This is a genomic window from Bradyrhizobium sp. LM2.9 (assembly GCF_054056555.1).
Map to the genome: position 1 here is coordinate 4012162 of NZ_JBSRYJ010000002.1, position 18214 is coordinate 4030375.

16 protein-coding genes and 4 pseudogenes are annotated in these 18214 nt (G+C 62.4%); 11 read left to right on the forward strand and 9 right to left on the reverse strand.

Translation table 11 applies throughout. The features are described from left to right. Both ACVWW3_RS21065 and ACVWW3_RS21070 read left to right on the forward strand, forming a co-directional pair. Positions 1 to 345: a hypothetical protein gene (locus tag ACVWW3_RS21065; protein ID WP_247347818.1), complete on the forward strand. Its 345-nt coding sequence runs from the start codon at positions 1 to 3 to the stop codon at positions 343 to 345. 80 nt (positions 346 to 425) lie between these two features. Beyond that, the gene (locus tag ACVWW3_RS21070) at positions 426 to 1028 is read left to right on the forward strand and encodes an MSMEG_1061 family FMN-dependent PPOX-type flavoprotein (protein WP_247347819.1); all 603 of its coding nucleotides are present in this window, start codon (positions 426 to 428) and stop codon (positions 1026 to 1028) included. A gap of 86 nt (positions 1029 to 1114) precedes the next feature. Here the strand turns inward: ACVWW3_RS21070 and bfr are convergent. Beyond that, positions 1115 to 1605 (reverse strand): annotated as a pseudogene (bfr, locus tag ACVWW3_RS21075) (bacterioferritin). A 132-nt stretch (positions 1606 to 1737) separates the two neighbouring features. Beyond that, positions 1738 to 2010: a (2Fe-2S)-binding protein gene (locus ACVWW3_RS21080; RefSeq protein WP_247347821.1), complete on the reverse strand. Its 273-nt coding sequence runs from the start codon at positions 2008 to 2010 to the stop codon at positions 1738 to 1740. 302 nt (positions 2011 to 2312) lie between these two features. Between ACVWW3_RS21080 and ACVWW3_RS21085 the strand changes: the two genes are divergently transcribed. Both ACVWW3_RS21085 and ACVWW3_RS21090 read left to right on the forward strand, forming a co-directional pair. Then, a complete protein-coding gene (locus ACVWW3_RS21085) occupies positions 2313 to 2651 on the forward strand; it encodes a hypothetical protein (protein ID WP_456648777.1) in 339 nt (112 codons plus the stop codon). A gap of 212 nt (positions 2652 to 2863) precedes the next feature. Beyond that, positions 2864 to 3148: a hypothetical protein gene (locus ACVWW3_RS21090; RefSeq protein WP_456648776.1), complete on the forward strand. Its 285-nt coding sequence runs from the start codon at positions 2864 to 2866 to the stop codon at positions 3146 to 3148. Between the two features lie 91 nt (positions 3149 to 3239). On the opposite strand, the pseudogene ACVWW3_RS21095 reads toward ACVWW3_RS21090, so the two are convergent. Both ACVWW3_RS21095 and ettA read right to left on the reverse strand, forming a co-directional pair. Beyond that, a pseudogene (locus tag ACVWW3_RS21095) lies at positions 3240 to 4467 on the reverse strand (lytic murein transglycosylase). Positions 4468 to 4474: 7 nt separating this feature from the next. Then, the gene (gene ettA / locus ACVWW3_RS21100) at positions 4475 to 6124 is read right to left on the reverse strand and encodes an energy-dependent translational throttle protein EttA (RefSeq protein ID WP_247347826.1); all 1650 of its coding nucleotides are present in this window, start codon (positions 6122 to 6124) and stop codon (positions 4475 to 4477) included. 234 nt (positions 6125 to 6358) lie between these two features. On the opposite strand from ettA, the gene ACVWW3_RS21105 reads away from it, so the two are divergent. Both ACVWW3_RS21105 and ACVWW3_RS21110 read left to right on the forward strand, forming a co-directional pair. After that, a complete protein-coding gene (locus ACVWW3_RS21105) occupies positions 6359 to 6574 on the forward strand; it encodes a hypothetical protein (RefSeq protein WP_247442701.1) in 216 nt (71 codons plus the stop codon). Between the two features lie 103 nt (positions 6575 to 6677). Beyond that, on the forward strand, positions 6678 to 7640 hold the full coding sequence (locus ACVWW3_RS21110; protein WP_456648774.1) for a D-2-hydroxyacid dehydrogenase family protein: 963 nt from the start codon (positions 6678 to 6680) through the stop codon (positions 7638 to 7640). A gap of 4 nt (positions 7641 to 7644) precedes the next feature. On the opposite strand, the gene ACVWW3_RS21115 is transcribed toward ACVWW3_RS21110, so the two are convergent. Beyond that, the gene (locus ACVWW3_RS21115; protein ID WP_456648773.1) at positions 7645 to 8613 is read right to left on the reverse strand and encodes an NAD-dependent epimerase/dehydratase family protein; all 969 of its coding nucleotides are present in this window, start codon (positions 8611 to 8613) and stop codon (positions 7645 to 7647) included. A 191-nt stretch (positions 8614 to 8804) separates the two neighbouring features. Beyond that, positions 8805 to 9996: pseudogene (locus ACVWW3_RS21120) on the reverse strand (L,D-transpeptidase family protein). 317 nt (positions 9997 to 10313) lie between these two features. On the opposite strand from ACVWW3_RS21120, the gene ACVWW3_RS21125 reads away from it, so the two are divergent. After that, positions 10314 to 11159 carry a hypothetical protein gene (locus ACVWW3_RS21125; protein WP_456648772.1) on the forward strand — a complete coding sequence of 282 codons (846 nt, stop codon included), beginning with the start codon at positions 10314 to 10316 and terminating at the stop codon, positions 11157 to 11159. A 2-nt stretch (positions 11160 to 11161) separates the two neighbouring features. On the opposite strand, the gene sseA is transcribed toward ACVWW3_RS21125, so the two are convergent. The 3 genes from sseA to ACVWW3_RS21140 form a co-directional block, all read right to left on the reverse strand. Continuing rightward, positions 11162 to 12016 carry a 3-mercaptopyruvate sulfurtransferase gene (sseA, locus tag ACVWW3_RS21130; RefSeq protein ID WP_456648771.1) on the reverse strand — a complete coding sequence of 285 codons (855 nt, stop codon included), beginning with the start codon at positions 12014 to 12016 and terminating at the stop codon, positions 11162 to 11164. Between the two features lie 197 nt (positions 12017 to 12213). After that, positions 12214 to 12627: a rhodanese-like domain-containing protein gene (locus ACVWW3_RS21135; RefSeq protein ID WP_247347833.1), complete on the reverse strand. Its 414-nt coding sequence runs from the start codon at positions 12625 to 12627 to the stop codon at positions 12214 to 12216. Positions 12628 to 12665: 38 nt separating this feature from the next. Next, the gene (locus ACVWW3_RS21140; protein ID WP_247347834.1) at positions 12666 to 13841 is read right to left on the reverse strand and encodes a vWA domain-containing protein; all 1176 of its coding nucleotides are present in this window, start codon (positions 13839 to 13841) and stop codon (positions 12666 to 12668) included. 123 nt (positions 13842 to 13964) lie between these two features. Between ACVWW3_RS21140 and ACVWW3_RS21145 the strand changes: the two genes are divergently transcribed. The 4 genes and pseudogenes from ACVWW3_RS21145 (at position 13965) to ACVWW3_RS21160 (ending at position 18193) form a co-directional block, all read left to right on the forward strand. Further along, entirely contained in the window at positions 13965 to 14210 is a 246-nt protein-coding gene (locus ACVWW3_RS21145; RefSeq protein ID WP_354107393.1) for a GlsB/YeaQ/YmgE family stress response membrane protein, read from the forward strand. Positions 14211 to 14307: 97 nt separating this feature from the next. After that, positions 14308 to 15147, forward strand: coding sequence for an AAA family ATPase (locus ACVWW3_RS21150; RefSeq protein WP_456672415.1), 840 nt, complete (start codon positions 14308 to 14310; stop codon positions 15145 to 15147). A 1065-nt stretch (positions 15148 to 16212) separates the two neighbouring features. Then, positions 16213 to 16965, forward strand: a pseudogene (locus ACVWW3_RS21155) (IS5 family transposase). Positions 16966 to 17128: 163 nt separating this feature from the next. Then, positions 17129 to 18193, forward strand: coding sequence for a hypothetical protein (locus ACVWW3_RS21160; protein WP_456648770.1), 1065 nt, complete (start codon positions 17129 to 17131; stop codon positions 18191 to 18193). The last annotated feature ends 21 nt before the right edge of the window (positions 18194 to 18214 follow it).

Consider the following 18214-nt stretch of genomic DNA (forward strand, 5'->3'; position numbering starts at 1 on the left):
ATGCACAGGCTCGTACTGTGCGTTTGGCTGGCGGTGCTGACGAGCGCCGCGTTCGCGTTCGACAACGGGCAATATGATCACGTCCCGCCCGACGTCCGCGCCTGGTTCAAGAGTGTGATCGCACCGAACGGCGTGCCCTGCTGCGACGTCTCCGACGGCCATCGCACGGAGTACGATGTGCGCAGCGGCGCCTATTGGGTGCCGATCGAGGGACAATGGATGCAGGTGCCCGAGCGCGCCATCATCCGCGACCGCGGCAATCCGGTCGGCCAGGCCGTGGTGTGGTACGTCCACCACCGCGGCGCCATCATCATCAGCTGCTTCGTGCCGGCGGATGCGGTGTAGCAGACGGCAGACCCGAATTTCATTGGCTGGAAATGGTCCAATCAGATAGTTTGACGCGAAGCTGAAGCGGAGGCACGCCGTTGACCGATCTTTGCGCCGAAGACCTTGCCACCATCTATGCCCAGCCGAGCCCGCGCGTGATCGCGAAAGCGCGCCCCGCGATCGATACGCACGCGAAGAAATTCATCGAGATGTCGCCGTTCTGCGTGCTCGCGACATCGGGCGTGGACGGCAGCGTCGATGCCTCACCACGCGGCGGCGGCGTTGGCTTCGTCCACGTCGCCGGCCCCAACCAGCTGCTGATGCCTGATCGTTCCGGCAACAACCGCATCGACAGTTTTCGGAACGTCGTCGAGGGCTCGGGCTTCGTGCATCTGTTGTTCTTCGTCCCCGGCATCGACGAGACGCTGCGCGTCGGCGGCCGCGGCACACTGTCCGCCGATCCGGACCTGCTCGCCTCGATGGTGGAATTCGGCAAGCCGCCGCGCGCGGTGCTGAACGTCGCCGTCAGCGAAGTCTATTTCCACTGCGGCAAGGCACTGATGCGCTCGAAGCTGTGGTCATCCGAGAAGGTGCCGCGCTCGGTGATGCCGAGCATCGTCGAGGTGGTCCATGAGCAGACCGGCCTTGGTGAGCCGCAGAGTCAGGAGATCGTGGAAGAGCTCTACAAGACGCAGTTGTAGTTGGCGTCCTAAACTGTCGCCCCGGCCTGGTGCGCAATTGCGAACCAGGCCGACACGAAACTTTGTGGCAGCGCTAACGCGCCAGACTAATGCCCCTCGCCCTCGAGCCCGCCGACGTGCTTCTGGGTGTAGAGTTCGAGGCCGATGCGGCCGATCAAATCTAGCTGGGTCTCGAGGAAGTCGATGTGGTGCTCCTCGTCGCTCATCAGCTTCTCGAACAGGTCACGCGTGACGTAGTCCTTGACGCTGTGGCAATAGGTTGCCGCTTCCTGATAGAGCGCGCGCGCGCGCTCATCTCGGCGGCGAGATCGCAATCGATGATCTCCTTGACGTTCTGGCCGATGCGCAAGGGATCGAGCACCTGCATGTTCGGAAAGCCGTCGAAGAACAGGATGCGCTCGGTGAGCTTGTCGGCGTGCTCCATCTCCTCGATGGACTCCTTGCGCCAGACCTTGGCCATGTCCCGCAGCCCCCAATTGTCGAGGAAGCGATAGTGGAGCCAGTACTGGTTGATCGCAGTCAGTTCGTGACGCAGTGCCTTGTTGAGATAGTCGATAACTTTTGCGTCGCCCTGCATGATGCACTCCAGATCTTGCGTCCAAATCGGCTCTGCACCGAATTTAGAATGCTTCTAAATGAGTTTAAGGACGGGGGCAACCGGCTACGGGGACGCAGCCGGGATAAAGCTCAGCCGAGGTTGCGGAAGTTTTCAGCAGGCCGCGAGGGCAAACTGGGCGGGCCCGGCCGTCTCGTCGTTGGCGGCCACGGTGTGGTTGTGGGGGCAGCCGGAGCAGCAGGACTTGGCACACGGGCCGAGCGCTTCGTCGATGATGGTCTTGATCGTCCGCGCGCAGCGGCCGCATTCGGCGCTACAGCCGAGACACCCATAAACCTGCTTGGCATGGCGCATGGCGTCGTCGGACTCGGCGACGGCGGCGCGGATGTCGTCATCGCTTAGCACGTTACAGGAACAAACGATCATGGAAGCGGCAGGCCCTTCGGTGATGCGCCATCATCGATATTTAAGAGGCCGTCCGGATGCAAAAGGAAAAAGCGGTATTTGAAGCTATTCCAAACTGGCGCGGAAGCAGCCTAGAACGACTCTAAAATAGGGTGTTGCGCTGGATCAATTTCGCGGCGGACCTAGTTCGCCCCCTCCACCACCATCGCCGCGCCTCCGCAATCCCGTCGCCCCGGCGAGGGTGCCGTTCATTGATCATTCAACCGAAGTATGGAACCTTGCCCCAAAGAGTTCCCGCGTGTTTGTTCGAAAGGTCCAAGCCAATGAAGAAGTTGCTCGTGGCAATCGCTGCCGTCGCCACCCTGGCCCTGACGGCCGGTACACCCGCCCATGCGCAGCGCGGCGTTGCTGCCGGCGTGGCGGCCGGAATCATCGGCGGTGCCATTGTTGGCGGCGCATTGGCCTCCCCGTATAATTACGGACCCGGTCCCGGCTACGGATATGGTCCGGGCTATGGCCCCGGTTACTACCCGCCCCGCTATTACGCGCCGGGTCCCGGCTATGTCGCCGACGACTATTACGGCAACGGCTGCGTTTGGCAGAAGCAGCGCTTCTGGGACGGTTATGCGTGGCGCGCCCGCCGCGTCAGAGTCTGTGGCTGAGTCGCGCCAAGCCGTTTCATTCCGGATGCGCCGTTCATCTCGGGGCCTGAAAAAGACCGCTTTTTCTCGTCACAGCTCCGTGTGCGTTTACCGCGGATTGACCATTTGCGCGCTTCCTAGCTGCAAGGCCAATTCCATCAGAGTCTGCGTGAACCTTTGAACCCCCGGACGCTCCTAACAAGGTGCGTCCATCTCTCAGGAGAGCCAAGAGCATGAAGAAGACTTTAGTTGCCGCCCTCGCGGTTGCGACGATCGCCGGTTCGCTGGTGACTGCCGCTCCGTCGGCCCAGGCCCATGACGGCGTCGGCGTCGGCATCGCAGCCGGCCTGATCGGCGGCGCCATCGTCGGCGGCGCCATCGCGTCGAGCCGTCCGGCCTATGGCGGTCCGGTATACGTGGCCGAGCCCGGCCCGCCGCCCCCGCCCTGCTACTGGCAGCGTCAGCGTTATTGGGACGGCTACGGCTGGGCCGTCCGCCCGGTTCGCGTTTGCTACTGATCTGATCGCATGGCGCTCATAAGCGCCGCGATCAAAGCCCGGCCGAGCATCTCGGCCGGGCTTTTTCTTTGAGCCAGAGGACCGAGACCCGCTATCGCGCCGCCTGAATCGAGCGCAGCACCTCTTCGCTCGGCCAGCAATCGACCTTGAGGCCGGCGGACTTTTGATAGGCACCAAGCGCGGCGCGCGTCTGCATGCCGGCCTTGCCGTCGATCTTGTCCTTGTAGAGCCCGACGCGCGTCAGCCCGCGCTGCATGATCTCGACTTCCTTGGTACGCAATTGCTTCGAGGCCGACCACGGCGTCGCGAACGGCTGCGGGCTCGTCATGCGGTCGCTGAGATGGCCGACGAACAGCACGTAGAGATCGGAGAAATTGTATTCCTTGATGACGAAGTAGTTCTTCGTGGTCAGGAAGGACGGGCCGTAGATGCCTTCCGGTTGCAGCAGCGAGGCCGGCTGTGTCTGCTCGGCGGCACTGAGCTTTTGTCCCCGCACCGGCACAAAGCCTTCGCGCAGCCACTGGCCGATCGGCTTCGTCACCTCGGGCACGCCGCTGGTGCAATCGACCTTGGCAGGCGCCTGCACTTCGTAAGCCCAGCGCACGCCGCTCTGCCAACCCTTGTTGCCAAGCTGCTGCGCGGCGGATGCGAGCGCATCCGGCACCGAGTGCCAGATGTCGATGCGGCCGTCACGGTCGAAATCGACGCCGTGCTTGTAATATTCGGACGGCAGGAATTGCGTGAGGCCTGTGGCGCCGGCCCAGGACGAGCGCATGTCCTTGCGTGTCACAACGCCGTCGCCGAGGATTTTCAGCGAGAGGATGAACTCGTTGCGATAGGTGTCCTTGCGGCGGCCGACATAGGCCTGCGTCGCCAGCACGCGCACGAGATCGTAAGGCAGCGTGTAGCGGCCATAGTCGGTCTCGCGGCCCCAGATCGCCAGCATGACGGTGGCGGGCACGCCGGAGCTTTTCTCGATCTCGGTCAGCGCGGGCCGATATTTTTGCAGCAGAAGCTGCCCCTCGCCCGCGAGCCGCGCGATCGAGGCTTCCCTGACGTAGTCGGCCGGCACCTGCACGAACTCGGCCTGCGACGGCGCACCGGTTGCGGGCCGCCCCGGCAGGATCAGATCGGGCAGCTTGTAGTCAGGCTCGAGCCCGCGCGGTCTCTTGCTCGAACGTCGCGCGCGACACGCCGGCGGCCTGCGCTTCCGGCCAGAGCGAGGCGATGAACTGCGTGAAGGCGGCGTCGGCGGCGCGGGCGGGCGGCAGGCTACAGGTGATGGTGATCACCGCAGCTATGAGCGCCCGCCGCATCATACCGAAATCACCGCGTCAGCTTCTTGTACTTCACGCGATGCGGGATGATGCTGTCCTGGCCGAGCCGGCGCATCTTGTCCTTTTCGTAATCCTGGAAGTTGCCCTCGAACCATTCGACGTGACTGTCGCCTTCGAAGGCCAGGATGTGGGTCGCGATGCGGTCGAGGAACCAGCGATCATGGCTGATGATGACGGCGCAGCCGGCGAAATCCTCCAGGGCTTCTTCGAGCGCGCGCAGCGTGTCGACGTCGAGATCATTGGTCGGTTCGTCGAGCAGCAGCACGTTCGAGCCGGATTTCAGCATTTTCGCAAGATGCACGCGGTTGCGTTCACCGCCTGAGAGCGCGCCGACCTTCTTCTGCTGATCGGCGCCCTTGAAGTTAAACGAAGAGCAATAACCGCGTGAATTGACTTCCCTCTTGCCGAGCAGGATCAGTTCATTGCCGCCGGAGATCTCCTCCCACACGTTCTTGCTGCCATCGAGCGCGTCGCGGGACTGGTCGACGTAACCGAGATGAACGCTCTCGCCGACCGTGATGGTGCCCTTGTCCGGCTCTTCCTGCTTGGTGATCATCCTGAACAGCGTAGTCTTGCCGGCGCCGTTGGCGCCGATCACGCCGACGATACCGCCGGGCGGCAGCTTGAAAGTGAGATCGTCGATCAGCATGCGATCGCCGAAACCTTTGCTGAGCCCTTCGAAGTCGACCACGTTCTGACCGAGTCGCTCGGCCACTGGAATCGTGATCTGCGCGGTCTGGGTCTGCTTTTCGCTCGCCTGTTTCAGCAGTTCGTCATAGCGCTGATAGCGCGCCTTGGATTTGGCCTGGCGGGCTTTCGGCGAGGACGCGATCCATTCCTGCTCGCGGGCCAGCGTCTTCTGATGAGCAGCGTCCTCGCGGCCCTCCTGCTCGAGCCGCTTCTGCTTCTGCTGCAGCCAGGACGAGTAATTGCCCTCGTAGGGGATGCCCTTGCCGCGATCGAGCTCGAGGATCCAACTCGTGACGTTGTCGAGGAAGTAGCGATCATGGGTGACGATCAGGATCGCGCCGGGATAGTTGCGCAAATGCCCTTCCAGCCACGACACGGATTCTGCGTCGAGATGGTTGGTCGGTTCGTCGAGCAGCAGGAGTTCGGGCTGGTCGAGCAGCAGCTTGCACAGCGCGACGCGGCGGCGCTCGCCGCCGGAGAGTTTCGAGACCTCGGCATCGTCGGGCGGGCAGCGCAGCGCGTCCATGGCCTGGTCGACCTTGCTGTCGAGATCCCAGAGGCCCTGAGCCTCGATCTCGTCCTGCAGCTTGGTCATCTCGTCCGCGGTCTCCTCGGAATAATTCATCGCCAGCTCATTGTAGCGATCGAGGATGGCCTTCTGCTTGGCGACGCCCAGCATGACGTTCTCGCGCACGCTGAGTGTCGGATCGAGATGCGGCTCCTGTTCGAGATAGCCGACGCGGGCGCCCTGGGCGACCCAGGCCTCGCCGTTGTACTCCTTGTCGAGGCCGGCCATGATCTTGAGCAGCGTCGACTTGCCCGAGCCGTTGACACCGAGGACGCCGATCTTGGCGTCCGGGTAGAACGACAAATGGATGTTATCGAGCACCTTGCGGGTCGGGTAGCTCTTGGTCAGGCCCTGCATAAAGTAGATGAACTGGCGCGCCATCGGTCCCGAAAACCTTCGATTTGAGGAAATTTGCTTGCCGCCGATGTAGCGATCCCGCCCTCAAAGGGCAATGTTTTCCCTCCGTTCACCACGGATCAATACGGGTCGGACACCATCCGGACCTGGATCCGGACAATTGAAACCATCTTTTAATAAATCAGGCCAAAGCTCGGTTTCGCGCGGAAAACAGCGCCACCCGCTCAGAAATGAACGGGAGCACAGCGAGACAGCGTCATGGCCGTGATCGAGACCAATTCTCTTCCCGTTCCGGTAGACTCCGGGAACGCGTCCGTGTTCGTCTCGGAGATCAAGGGCTTCTGGAAACGTTTCTTCGCCACCGCTTTCAACCCCTACCGGCCCGAACTGCATTACATGCGCGGCCCCGGCCCCGCCTGGCGGGCCAAACACGGCATGAATGCGCCGTTCCGGCTCAAGCCCCGCGAGCTCTGAGCCTTAATCACCTATCGGATTTTTGAAGACGCGAACGGCTTGCGCACGGTCGTGATTGCGCGCAACCATGGCCCGGTTCCACCTCACCCATGGATGAACGCTGATGACGCGGTTGCGCTGTGCAATTCTCGACGACTATTTCAACCTCTCCCTCGATGTCGCCGACTGGCAAAGGCTGTCCGACCGCGTCGACGTCACCGTCTTCAGCCATCCCTTCGCTTCCGAACAGGCTGCGGCCAGCGCGCTCGCCGATTTCGAGATCGTCTGCGCCATGCGCGAGCGCACGGCGTTTCCGAAGAGCTTGTTCGAGAGCTTGCCGAAGCTGAAGCTGCTGCTGACATCAGGCATGCGCAACGCCTCGATCGACATGGAGGCCGCGAAGGCGGGTGGCGTTACGATCGGCGGCACGCAATATTCGCGCGATCCGACCGCGCCCTTGACCATGGGCCTGATCCTGGAACTGACCCGCGGCATCGGCCGCGAGAACGCGCGCATGCATGCGGGCGAGCCCTGGCAGACCTTTGCCGGCGTCGAGATCGAGGGGCTGACGCTCGGCGTCATCGGGCTCGGTAAGCTCGGCAGCAAGATGGCGGGCATCGCGAAAGCGTTCGGCATGAACGTGATCGCCTGGAGCTCGAACCTCACGCCGGAGAAGTGCAAGGACGCCGAAGTCGGCTATGCCACCAAGGAAGAGCTGTTCGCCAAGGCCGATATCATCACCATCCATGTTGTACTGAGCGAGCGTTCGCGCGGACTGGTCGGAGCTGCCGATCTTGCGCGGATGAAGCCCACGGCCTTCCTCGTCAACACCGCGCGCGGGCCGATCGTGGACGAGCAGGCGCTGCTCGAGGCGTTGCAGCAGAAGCGGATTGCAGGCGCCGGCATCGACGTGTTTTCGGTCGAGCCGCTGCCGACGGACCATCCGTTCCGCAAGCTCGACAATCTCGTGCTGACGCCGCATCTCGGCTACGCCACCGAGGACGGCTTGCGCATCCACTACGGCCAGATGGTCGAGGCGATCGACGCCTTCACCAAGGGCAGCGAGCTGCCGCGGAAGCTGGCCTGAAGCCTCAGGCCGCCGAGCGGTGGCTGGTGGGCTGCCTTGCCGCATCGGCAAAGCCGTCGCGCCAGGAGGCATGCGCCGGCAGCCAGCCGAGCTCGCGCTTTGCCCTGCCGTTGGATGCTCCGCGCACCTCTGTCATCATCGCAACCATATGCTCGCCCGCAAGCAGGCGCCCGAGCCAGGCGGGAATGTGACGCGGCGGCTTGGCACCAAGCAGCTCGGCCAGCGCGGGCAACCAATCCCTCACCTGCGCCGGATGATCGTCGACGATGTTGTAGATGCCGCCAACGCGTCCGCGTTCAACCGCGGCCAGCGTGGCAGAGGCGGCATCTTCGGTGTGAATGAACGACCACGTCCCGCCGCCATCGCCGATCACCGGCACACGCCGGTGGCGCAGCTGGTCGATCATCGCCGGCGAGAGCGTGCCGGTGCCAGGTCCATAGAAGAATCCATAGCGCAGCACGATGCCCCCCGGCTTCGTTGAAGCGGTGACGCTTCGCTCCAGATACCGGATTGCCTCAAGAGTGCGTCGCAGCTCTTGCGGGGGATGCGGGTCGAGTTCATCGATCTCGGTCTTCACCGTTCCCCCGGCGCGACTGAAGGTCCAGCCGCAGAAGCTTTGCGCGATGAAGCGCTTGGCGCCGGCCTCGCGTGCGGCGTTGAGAAGAATGTCGGTTCCGCGGGTGCGGAGCTCGTTGGTTCGCGCGAAAGCCCGATCGAAGTGCCGGAGGTCCGTGGCGGCCGCGAGATCTGTCATCTGGTGGATGACGGCGTCGGGCTTCGCCGCGATCACCGCAGCGCGCATGCTGTCGGCATCGAGGCCGTCGGCGACGACCGGCTCCGTACCCAATCGACGCACAAAATCTGCTTTTGCCGCATTCCGTGTCGTGCCAATCACCGAATGACCTGCTGCGACCAGCAATGGAACAAGATACCGACCGACCGCGCCGGTCGCCCCCGCAACAAAGATGCGCATCCTGTGCTCCTCAATTCGTTGCAATCCTCCTGGACGTAATCGAGGTGCTGAGCCGTTCAAGGAAGGCATGCGCAAGCAAGGCATGCGCAAGCGAGACATGCGTAAGCGAGACATGCGCGCATGCGTCAAATGATTACGGCGCGTGACCGAAATTCACGCGCCGTAATCAGATCAATTCTTGCGAGGCCGGTTCAGCGAACGGTGACTGGTGCGGGTAGCGGCGGCACCACCGTCGGCTGGGTGCCCGGGACCGGACCGGCCTGCGTGGCCATCGGCGCGGGCCCGGCAGCACCAGGCACGGGCGCGGCGGATGCGGTCGCAGTTCCCGGCGGCGGACCACCCGGCATCACGACCACACGGGTGCCGACCTTGACGCGATCGAACAGGTCGGAGACGTCCTCGTTCAGCATGCCGATGCAGCCGGAGGACACGAACTTGCCGATCGTCGAGGGCTGGTTGGTGCCGTGGATGCGGTAGACGGTCGAACCGAGATACATCGCGCGGGCACCGAGCGGATTGCCGGGGCCGCCAGCCATGAAGCGCGGCAGATAGGGCTGGCGCTCGATCATTTCCGTCGGCGGATGCCAATCCGGCCATTCGGCCTTACGGGTGATCTTCTGCACGCCGGTCCAGGTGAAACCGTCGCGGCCGACGCGGACGCCGTAGCGGATCGCACGGCCGTTGCCGAGCACGTAAATAGAGATAGGTGTTCGGGGTATCGACGACGAGCGTTCCGGCCGGCTCCTTGGTCGCCAGCGAGACTTCCTGACGGCGCAGGTTCGGCGCCAACTGCGCCGGAGCGGCGTCGGGCTGCTCCTCGGGCGGTAGCGAGGCGATCGCCATCGGCCGGCCGTCGGCGCCAACAGGCGGCTGCCCGGCCTGGACCGTTCCGGTCGCGGCGGGACCACCGACCGCCTCGGGCGGGCGCAAGCCGTCACTGCCGGGCGCCTGAGCCGGACGATCCGCGTAGATCACCGCGGGCGGCCCGGCGGGACGGCCGTAGCGGGGGTCGTCGGGCGACGTCACGGGACCCTGCGGCGGCGCGGCCGAGTAGACGGGCGCGCCCGCGGGACGACCATAACGGGGATCATCCGGCGACATCACCGGACCCTGCGGCGGGGCCGCCGAATAAACCGGGGGAGCGCCGGCCGGACTGCCGTAGCGCGGATCCGGGCCAGGCGGCGGCAGCGCCGCCTGCGGCATCGCGTCGTCTTCATCGTCCAGCGCGTCGAAATTCGGTGCGCGGTCGCCGGGCCGATATTCGGCCGGCGCGCCATAGCTCGGCGCCTGCTGGACCGGATAGCTCTGAGCCTGTGCGAGCGAGGTTCCCGCCGCAGCGACTGTCGCGGCAGCGCATATCGTCAGAATATGTTTGATCATCATCGCTCTTGTATAGTCCCCGGGCCCGTCCGGACCGTTAACGGCCAGATGACGGAAGATAGCGGCACATTCAAGACATTACAGGTTGATTTGTGCTTGATTTGCCGATTTGTGATCCGCAAGACTACCGTTGCCCCGTTGCATCATGGGACGAAAATCAACTCACGCTTGAGATCACCGGAGTCGCCGGCTCCGTTTTTTACGGAACGACCCGGAATCGTTGCGGTATGTTCGAATCAGCCTGATTCGCCTCCGCTTTGAGCTTCGATCCCCGCGTGGCGAACGCGGCAAGCAGTACCGTCACCGCGTTCAGATGGCTCATGGGCCCTGGCCAATTCGCCGCCGGGGCGGAAATTCGCAATCCCTCGATGCTTCCCGGCTTTCGCTTCCTGTTTGCCGCGATCCTGCTGTCAGCCTCCATCCTGGTGTTCGGCCTAGGCGCCGCCGCGCTGCTGCGGGCGACCCACGAGCAGTATGTCAGCAACCCCTCTTGGCGGAACGGCCCGCAGGAGAAGGTGTTTGCGCAAGCTCCCGAGCCGGCCCAGCCGGTGCTCGCGGTACTGCGCGCCGAGCCGGAGGCGGTCGAGCCCACGCTATCGCTGCGCGACCAGGTGCCGACGATCGGATTGCCGGCGAGCGAGCCCGAGCAGATCGCGCTGACGACCGAGACCGAATCTCAGCCGCAGATCGTTGCACCTCCGGCTGACGTCCCCGCCGAACCGGCCAATGCCGAGACCATGGCCGAGACCAAGGCCGAGACGACGACGGACGCCGCGGCGCCGGCCTCGAGCAACACGCTTACTCCGGCCGACGCCACCGCATCCATTGCCGCGGCCAAGCCCGTTCCGATTGCTCTCGCGAGCAAACCAACACCTGCCGCCGCCAGCGGAGCCTCGGCTTCGTCCACGTTCGACATGGCGAGCGCGAAGTTCGCCGCGTTGAACGACCCGGCGACCACGGCCTGGAAGGATCCGCCGGCGAAGGCCAAGGGCGACGCTAAGGCCGACAGCAGCTCGCCGGAGAGCAAGGCAACCAAGCCGCGGGCGCATCGGGTGAAGAAGCGCCGCCGCATTGTCCGGCGTCCGCCGCCGCCGGTTCAGCAACTCGATCCGTTCGGGCAGCCGCAACCGGCCTTCGCCGCGACGACCGCGCGCGCGCGTCAGTAAGGTTACGCCGGCCCGGTCGCGATCGGCGGGCCTTTTTCCTGACCCCATTCCGACCATGAACCGTCGTAGAGCGCGGTGTCGGTGATGCCGAGGCGATAGAGCGCGAGCGTCAGCACGCCGGCAGAGACGCCCGAGCCGCAGCTCGTCACGATCGGCGCATCGAGCTTGACGCCGGCGTTCGCGAAGGCGGCGCGGAGATCGTCGAGCGGCTTCATCGTGCCGGTCGCGGCGTCGAACAGCTGATTGTAAGGCACGTTGCGTGCGCCGGGGATGTGACCGGAGCGGATGCCCGTGCGCGGCTCGGGCGCCCGGCCCTCGAAACGGTCGGCGGCGCGCGCGTCGATCACCTGCTCGGCACGGCTTTCGACGTTGGCGATCAGTTGCTGCATGTTGCGCACGCGTTTTGAATCGTAGCCCGCCTTGAAGGTCGCTGGCTTCGGCTTCGCTTCGCCAGTTGCGGTCGCACGCCCTTCGGCACGCCACTTCTTCAGGCCGCCATTGAGGATGCGCACATTGCTATGGCCGAAAGCCAGGAACATCCACCACGCCCGCGGCGCCGCGACCCAGCCGCCGGCATCGTAGATCACGATGGTGTCGGCATTGGAGATGCCGAGATTGCCGACGTCGCGGCCGAACTGCTCGGCGCTCGGATACATGTGCGGCAGCGGGTTGGAATGGTCCGATACCGCATCGACGTCGAAGAACACCGCGCCCGCCAGATGGGCTGCGAGATAATCGTCCTTCGGCAATGGCAGCACGCCCGGCAGCTTGAAGCTGGCGTCGATCACCTTGACGCCGGCGTCGTTGATGTGGGTGGCGAGCCATTCGGTGGAGACGAGAGGATCGGTGGGGGTCATTCGCTACTTCCTTTGTCATTCCGAGCCGCGAGCGAGGTTGAAGCAGTACGCGTCAAATTCTGCTGTCATCGTCCGGCTTGGCCGGACGATCCAGTATTCCAGAGGCGATTGTGATTGAACGAAGAGGCCGCGGCGTACTGGATTCCCCGCTGTCGTGGGGAATGACGCCGGAGATTGGAGCGACAGCGAAGCACTCCTTACCCCTTCTTCTTCGGCTCCCACTGCTCCACCGGCCCGCCGGCGTCGCGCCAGGCGGCGTAGCCGCCGGCGATGTGGGCGACGGGCTTCAGGCCCATGTCCTGCGCGGTCTTTGCGGCGAGCGCGGAGCGCAGGCCGCCGGCGCAGTGGAACACGAACTTCTTGTCCTCCTGGAACACCGGCTTGGCGTACGGGCTCTGCGGATCGATCCAGAATTCGAGCATGCCGCGGGTGCAGGCGAACGCGCCGGGGATGCGGCCGTCACGCTCGATCTCGCGGGGATCGCGGATGTCGACGATGACGACGTCGCCGTTTTTGGAGATCTCGATGGCATCCTTGGCGTTGAGCGTCTCGATCTCCGCATTGGCCTCGTCGATCAGCGCCTTGATGCCGCGGGTGATGGTCTGGGGCATGTGGTTCTCCCTCTTGTTGTCATTCCGTGGAGCGCGAGCTAATGCGTCAATTCCTTCATCGCACCCTCGAGCCCCTCAATCGTGATCGGGTACATGCGATTGGCGAAGATGCGTTTGATGATGGTGGTGGATTCCGAATAGTCCCAATGCTTCTGCTGCACAGGATTCAGCCATACCGAATGCGGATAGGTGTGGATGATGCGGTCGAGCCAGACCGAGCCGGGCTCCTCGTTGACATGCTCGACCGAGCCCCCGGGCACCATGATCTCGTAAGGCGACATCGAGGCGTCGCCGACGAACACGATCTTGTAGTCGTGCGGGTATTTGTGCAGCACGTCCCAGGTCGGCGTGCGGTCGGTGAAGCGGCGCTTGTTCTGCTTCCACACGCCTTCATAGAGGCAGTTGTGGAAGTAGAAATACTCCATGTGCTTGAACTCGCTCTTCGCCGCCGAGAACAGCTCCTCGACCTGCTCGATATGCGCGTCCATCGAGCCGCCGATGTCGAAGAACACCAGCAGCTTCACCGCGTTGCGCCGCTCGGGCCGCATGTGGACGTCGAGATAGCCGTGATTGGCGGTCTCGCGGATGGTGGTGTCGAGATCGAGTTCGTCGGGCGCGCCAGTGCGCGCGAACTTGCGCAGACGGCGCAGCGCCACCTTGATGTTGCGAATGCCGAGCTCGACGTTGCCATCGAGATCCCTGAACTCGCGTTTGTCCCACACCTTCACGGCGCGGTTGTTGCGGTTCTTTTCCTGGCCGATGCGAACGCCTTCGGGATTGTAACCATGGGCGCCGAACGGCGAGGTGCCGGCGGTGCCGATCCACTTCGAGCCGCCCTGATGACGGCCCTTCTGCTCCTCGAGGCGCTTCTTCAGGGTCTCCATGAGCTTGTCCCAGCCCATGGCCTCGATCTGCTTCTTCTCTTCGTCCGTCAGGTATTTCTCGGCGAGCTTCTTCAGCCACTCCTCGGGGATCTCGGCGCCTTCCATGGCATCGAGCAGGCTTTCCAGCCCCTTGAACACCGTGCCGAAGACGCGGTCGAACTTGTCGAGATTGCGCTCGTCCTTCACCAGCGAGGTGCGCGACAGATAGTAGAAATTCTCAACCGAGTAATCCGCGAGGTCAGCGTCGAGCGCCTCCACCAGCGTGAGGTATTCGCGCAGCGTTACGGGGACCTGCGCATCGCGCAGAGAAGTGAAGAATTGCAGGAACATGGGTGACAGATTGCCCGTCGGGGGGCGAACGTCAAGGGGCGGAGGCCACTGCTCTGCGCTGGACCGGGAGGCTTTTTGCTCTAGAATTGGCGGCCTCACGGGGTTGTCTTGGGGACGTTTGCAATGGGAATTCTCGCAGCGCTCGTCATTGGCGCGATCGCCGGCTGGCTTGCCGGCAAGATTGTCCATGGGGCGGGATTTGGGCTGATCGGCAACATCGTCGTCGGCATCATCGGCGCGCTCGTGGCCAGCTGGATTCTGCCTCAGCTGCACATCCAGCTCGCAACGGGCACGGTCGGCGCCATCGTGGATGCCACGATCGGCGCGGTGATTGTGCTCGTCATCCTTTCGCTGATAAAACGGGTCTGAGAGCCTGACCGAACCAGGAACGGCCGCCACGCGCGGCCGTTCCCATGTCGCGACCAGGGCAACGCCTGGAACGACGACCAACAAGGACGCGCGATGAATATTTACCGGCACCAAGGACTATGTTGCGACCGACGATCTCAAAGTCGCGGTCAATGCCTCGATCGTGCTGGAGCGCCCGCTGCTCATCAAGGGCGAGCCCGGCACCGGGAAAACCGTTTTGGCCGAGGAAGTGGCGAAGGCGCTGAACGCGCCGTTGCTCACCTGGCACATCAAGTCCACCACCAAGGCGCAGCAGGGCCTCTACGAATACGACGCGGTGTCGCGCCTGCGCGACAGCCAGCTCGGTGATAGCAAGGTGTCCGACATCAAAAACTACATTAAGCGTGGCAAGCTGTGGGACGCCTTCACCGCCGAGCAGCGCCCCGTGCTCCTGATCGACGAGATCGACAAGGCCGACATCGAATTCCCGAACGACCTCCTGCTCGAGCTCGACCGCATGGAATTCCATGTCTACGAGACCGGCGAGACGATCAAGGCCAAGCAGCGCCCGATCATGATGATCACCTCCAACAACGAGAAGGAGCTGCCGGACGCCTTCCTGCGCCGCTGCTTCTTCCACTACATCAAGTTCCCCGACGCCGACACCATGACCCGGATCGTCGACGTCCACTTCCCCGGCATCAAGAAGCGCCTGGTCGAGGAAGCCCTGCGCATCTTCTTCGAGGTCCGCGAAGTGCCCGGCCTGAAGAAGAAGCCGTCGACCTCGGAGCTGCTCGACTGGCTCAAGCTGCTGCTGAACGAAGACATGAGCGTCGAGCAGTTACGCGAGCGCGACCCGCGCAAGCTGATCCCACCGCTGCACGGCGCGCTGCTCAAGAACGAGCAGGACGTGCATCTGTTCGAGCGGCTGGCGTTCCTGAGCCGACGGGAAGTATAGAACAAAGACAAACTGTAGGATGGGTAGAGCAGCGAAACCCATCAAGCTTTTCCCGTAGTGACGGAGGCGATGGGTTTCGCTGCGCTCTACCCATCCTACGCTCTCCGCACCTCGTCTCACGCGCGCAGACACACGCCGGCATCCTCGCGGCGCATTTCGCCCAGAGCTATGCTCTCTCCATCGCCCTCATCAAAAAAGGGCGCAGGGAAGGCCGGGTGCCGGCTGGCACCCACGGTCCGCTGTGCGCGGGTAGCGCAAAAGGAATTGCACAGCGGCATACAGGTGAAGCCCAACACACGGCCTTCCCTGCGCAGTGGCTTTACGGCTTATGCCGTGCTCTCCCGGGAGCCGAGTTCGTTCTGGCCTCCCTCGCCCTCGCGACAGTCGCGGACATCGCGCCGGTTGACGCGAATGCCGCCTCCGCCAAGGCTTGACCGTAGCAACGACGGCCAGGACCACACGGTTTTGCCGTACGCACACAGCGTCGCTCGTCCGCACGAAGCCTCGGGCTCACGGAGAGCAATCCGCCCTGCCCTTGACCTCTCGTACACGACGCTGCCGCGTCCACCGCAACCCGGCCCGCGTTTCGAACGACTCGCGAACCGCCCCTCTTCGTCGGGCCGGGCTGTTTCGACTTATGCCGCAATTCCGAATTTCGGTAAAGTGGAATATTTTCGAGGAGAGGGGTTGACGGGGTGGCGGGGTGTTTTGCCCGACGGACCACATTTTACCTCCCAAAGCGATCGACCTCCAAGGTCTTCGCCGGGGTTGCAATATAAAATAGGACCCGCGATAGTCGTACTTTCGTTGCTACGCCGAGCAACTAGGTCGTGACAGCGAATTTTCCCGTGAGCGTCGAAAGCTCTGAACAGCGCGCAGTTTCAATTATTTAGTCTTCTTAGCGCAAGCCCATCGATGTCGCCCGGGTTTCGCGAACATCGATGCACTCCTGAATAAGATCACATTTGAATCGACGAGGCCAACTAATGAACGAAGGCGGCACTGGCCTAGGGTCTGTTGGGATTCAGGATTCTCATCGGGGCTTGGTTGTGATTCAAGCTTGGGATGGACCGATTCGTTTTGACTGACGCCCAATGGGCGAAGATGGAGCCGCATTGTCTTGGCAAGCCGGGAGATCCGGGCCGCAGCGGCAAGGACAACCGCACTGTTTGTCGAGGCCGTTCTGTGGATCGCCCGAACCGGCAGTCCCTGGCGGGATCTGCCGGCGATGTTCGGCCACTGGAATAGCACATTCACGCGCTTTCGCGACTGGGTGAAGGCGGATGTCTGGAAGCGGCTGTTCGAGGCCATCTCCGACGATCCCGACATGGAATACGCCATGGTCGACGCCACCATCGTCAAGGTCCACCGCCACGGTCAGGGCGCAAAAGGGGGACGCAAAGCCAGGCGATCGGCCGCTCGAAAGGCGGCATGACCACCAAAATTCTGGCGCTCACCGATGCGCTCGGCAATCTCGTGCGCTTCGTGCTCCTGCCGGGACAGCGTTTCGATACGGTGGGCGTGCCGCCGCTCATCGAGGGATTGGCCTTCAACGCGCTGATCGCTGATAAGGCCTTCGATAGCAACGCCATCATCGCCGAGCTCGAAGCGCGTGGCGCCAAAGTCGTCATCTCCCAGCATCCGCGCCGTGCACAGCCTCTCGCCATCGACAAGGAGATGTACAAATGGCGGCATCTCATCGAGAACTTCTTCGGCAAGCTCAAGGAATTCAAGCGCATCGCAATGCGCGCCGACAAGACCGACCAGAGCTTCACTTCAATGATCTATCTGGCCGCGGCCGCGATAAACTCCAGATGAATCCCAACAGACCCTAGAACGACAAATTAAATCGTTGGTAGGAGCTGTATACCCAATCTTGGGGATGATGGTGTCGCAGGACCAGCGAGTCGGTGCAAAGCCTCTCTTTCGAGATGAACGATTTAAGCAAGCAACAAAGATGTATCTTGTCTCGGCGATTGACATGGCGAGTAACAACCCGGCTTCTGAAGTTGACCGTCGGGAGCTCGCGAATGCACTTACCGAATTCGTTGCATACATTCGATCGCTCTTCCCAAATCATAAGAGGGGCATCTTAACCGTACTCAGGCGCGAATATGGGCGAGCATTGACGGAGCTTTACAAGGACACCCTGACTCTTCAGAAGCTGTTAGAGGCAGCTTCTACGGTTCAAGACATAGAGCTTGAACCACTTAGTCTCCCTGAGCAGAAGTCCTCTCCCATATACACGAAGGTTGAAAACGAACGGATAGTTCTGGATTCTGGCCATGCGCTTCATCCCTTCTTGCAAAAGGAGGCGATTGCCCAAACCCGTGCATACCTTCGCAAAGAACTGTCGGAGCTGGAATCAACCCTCCGAGGCTCGAATGTCGATAGGAAATATGTTGAGGCATTTTCGCGCCTGCAGACACTAATTGATTTCAAGGATGATTCCGGAGCAATTTCATTCGGCCTCCACGTCAAACTGATTTCAAACATCACGGGCAAGATTGAAAGCGAGCTTTCAGACGTTCTGAGCGTCCAAATATCATCGACGCTAACGCATTCAGCTTACTTTGCGGCTCAATATAAAGACTGGGTCGAATTTCTTCAGAACGCGCAGTCGTATCCGTCGCGGGAATCGATCGACGCAAAGATCGACGACGCGCTTGCACAAGTGGAAAAAACCCTATTCGAAAATCCCGAAAACGTGGACAAAAGAATTCCGCAGTCCTTCCAGATGGTCCGAGATATTTTGTCGGCCTCGCCTGAGGACAGAAAGCAGGCAATTTACGCTGGCGTTAGAGGCGTGGAAAACGTGTGCATTGCCGCTATCGCTTATGCTTATGAACAGGCCAAACGCCTGACCCAAGACTCGGCTAGCAAAGCGCGTCCAGCGCTTGTTCGTCTTGGAGCCGGCGCAATCATAATGATTGCGCTCAGTGTAATCTCGAACTTCATGCCGGTTATCAAGAACGCAGCCGAATTAAGCTGGATTTTGGACAATTTGCCGAAGATCGAGAAGATTGGAAAGATCCTGAACAAATAAGAAGCCGTAGGATCGATAGAG

What these genes read in the sequence shown, in the direction of transcription:
- ACVWW3_RS21065 (WP_247347818.1), top strand. Translation starts at nt 1, where the DNA reads ATGCACAGGCTCGTACTGTGCGTTTGGCTGGCGGTGCTGACGAGCGCC.
- ACVWW3_RS21080 (WP_247347821.1), bottom strand. Translation starts at nt 2,010, where the DNA reads ATGATCGTTTGTTCCTGTAACGTGCTAAGCGATGACGACATCCGCGCC.
- ACVWW3_RS21085 (WP_456648777.1), top strand. Translation starts at nt 2,313, where the DNA reads ATGAAGAAGTTGCTCGTGGCAATCGCTGCCGTCGCCACCCTGGCCCTG.
- ACVWW3_RS21090 (WP_456648776.1), top strand. Translation starts at nt 2,864, where the DNA reads ATGAAGAAGACTTTAGTTGCCGCCCTCGCGGTTGCGACGATCGCCGGT.
- ettA (WP_247347826.1), bottom strand. Translation starts at nt 6,124, where the DNA reads ATGGCGCGCCAGTTCATCTACTTTATGCAGGGCCTGACCAAGAGCTAC.
- ACVWW3_RS21105 (WP_247442701.1), top strand. Translation starts at nt 6,359, where the DNA reads ATGGCCGTGATCGAGACCAATTCTCTTCCCGTTCCGGTAGACTCCGGG.
- ACVWW3_RS21110 (WP_456648774.1), top strand. Translation starts at nt 6,678, where the DNA reads ATGACGCGGTTGCGCTGTGCAATTCTCGACGACTATTTCAACCTCTCC.
- ACVWW3_RS21115 (WP_456648773.1), bottom strand. Translation starts at nt 8,613, where the DNA reads ATGCGCATCTTTGTTGCGGGGGCGACCGGCGCGGTCGGTCGGTATCTT.
- ACVWW3_RS21125 (WP_456648772.1), top strand. Translation starts at nt 10,314, where the DNA reads ATGGGCCCTGGCCAATTCGCCGCCGGGGCGGAAATTCGCAATCCCTCG.
- sseA (WP_456648771.1), bottom strand. Translation starts at nt 12,016, where the DNA reads ATGACCCCCACCGATCCTCTCGTCTCCACCGAATGGCTCGCCACCCAC.
- ACVWW3_RS21135 (WP_247347833.1), bottom strand. Translation starts at nt 12,627, where the DNA reads ATGCCCCAGACCATCACCCGCGGCATCAAGGCGCTGATCGACGAGGCC.
- ACVWW3_RS21140 (WP_247347834.1), bottom strand. Translation starts at nt 13,841, where the DNA reads ATGTTCCTGCAATTCTTCACTTCTCTGCGCGATGCGCAGGTCCCCGTA.
- ACVWW3_RS21145 (WP_354107393.1), top strand. Translation starts at nt 13,965, where the DNA reads ATGGGAATTCTCGCAGCGCTCGTCATTGGCGCGATCGCCGGCTGGCTT.
- ACVWW3_RS21160 (WP_456648770.1), top strand. Translation starts at nt 17,129, where the DNA reads ATGGCGAGTAACAACCCGGCTTCTGAAGTTGACCGTCGGGAGCTCGCG.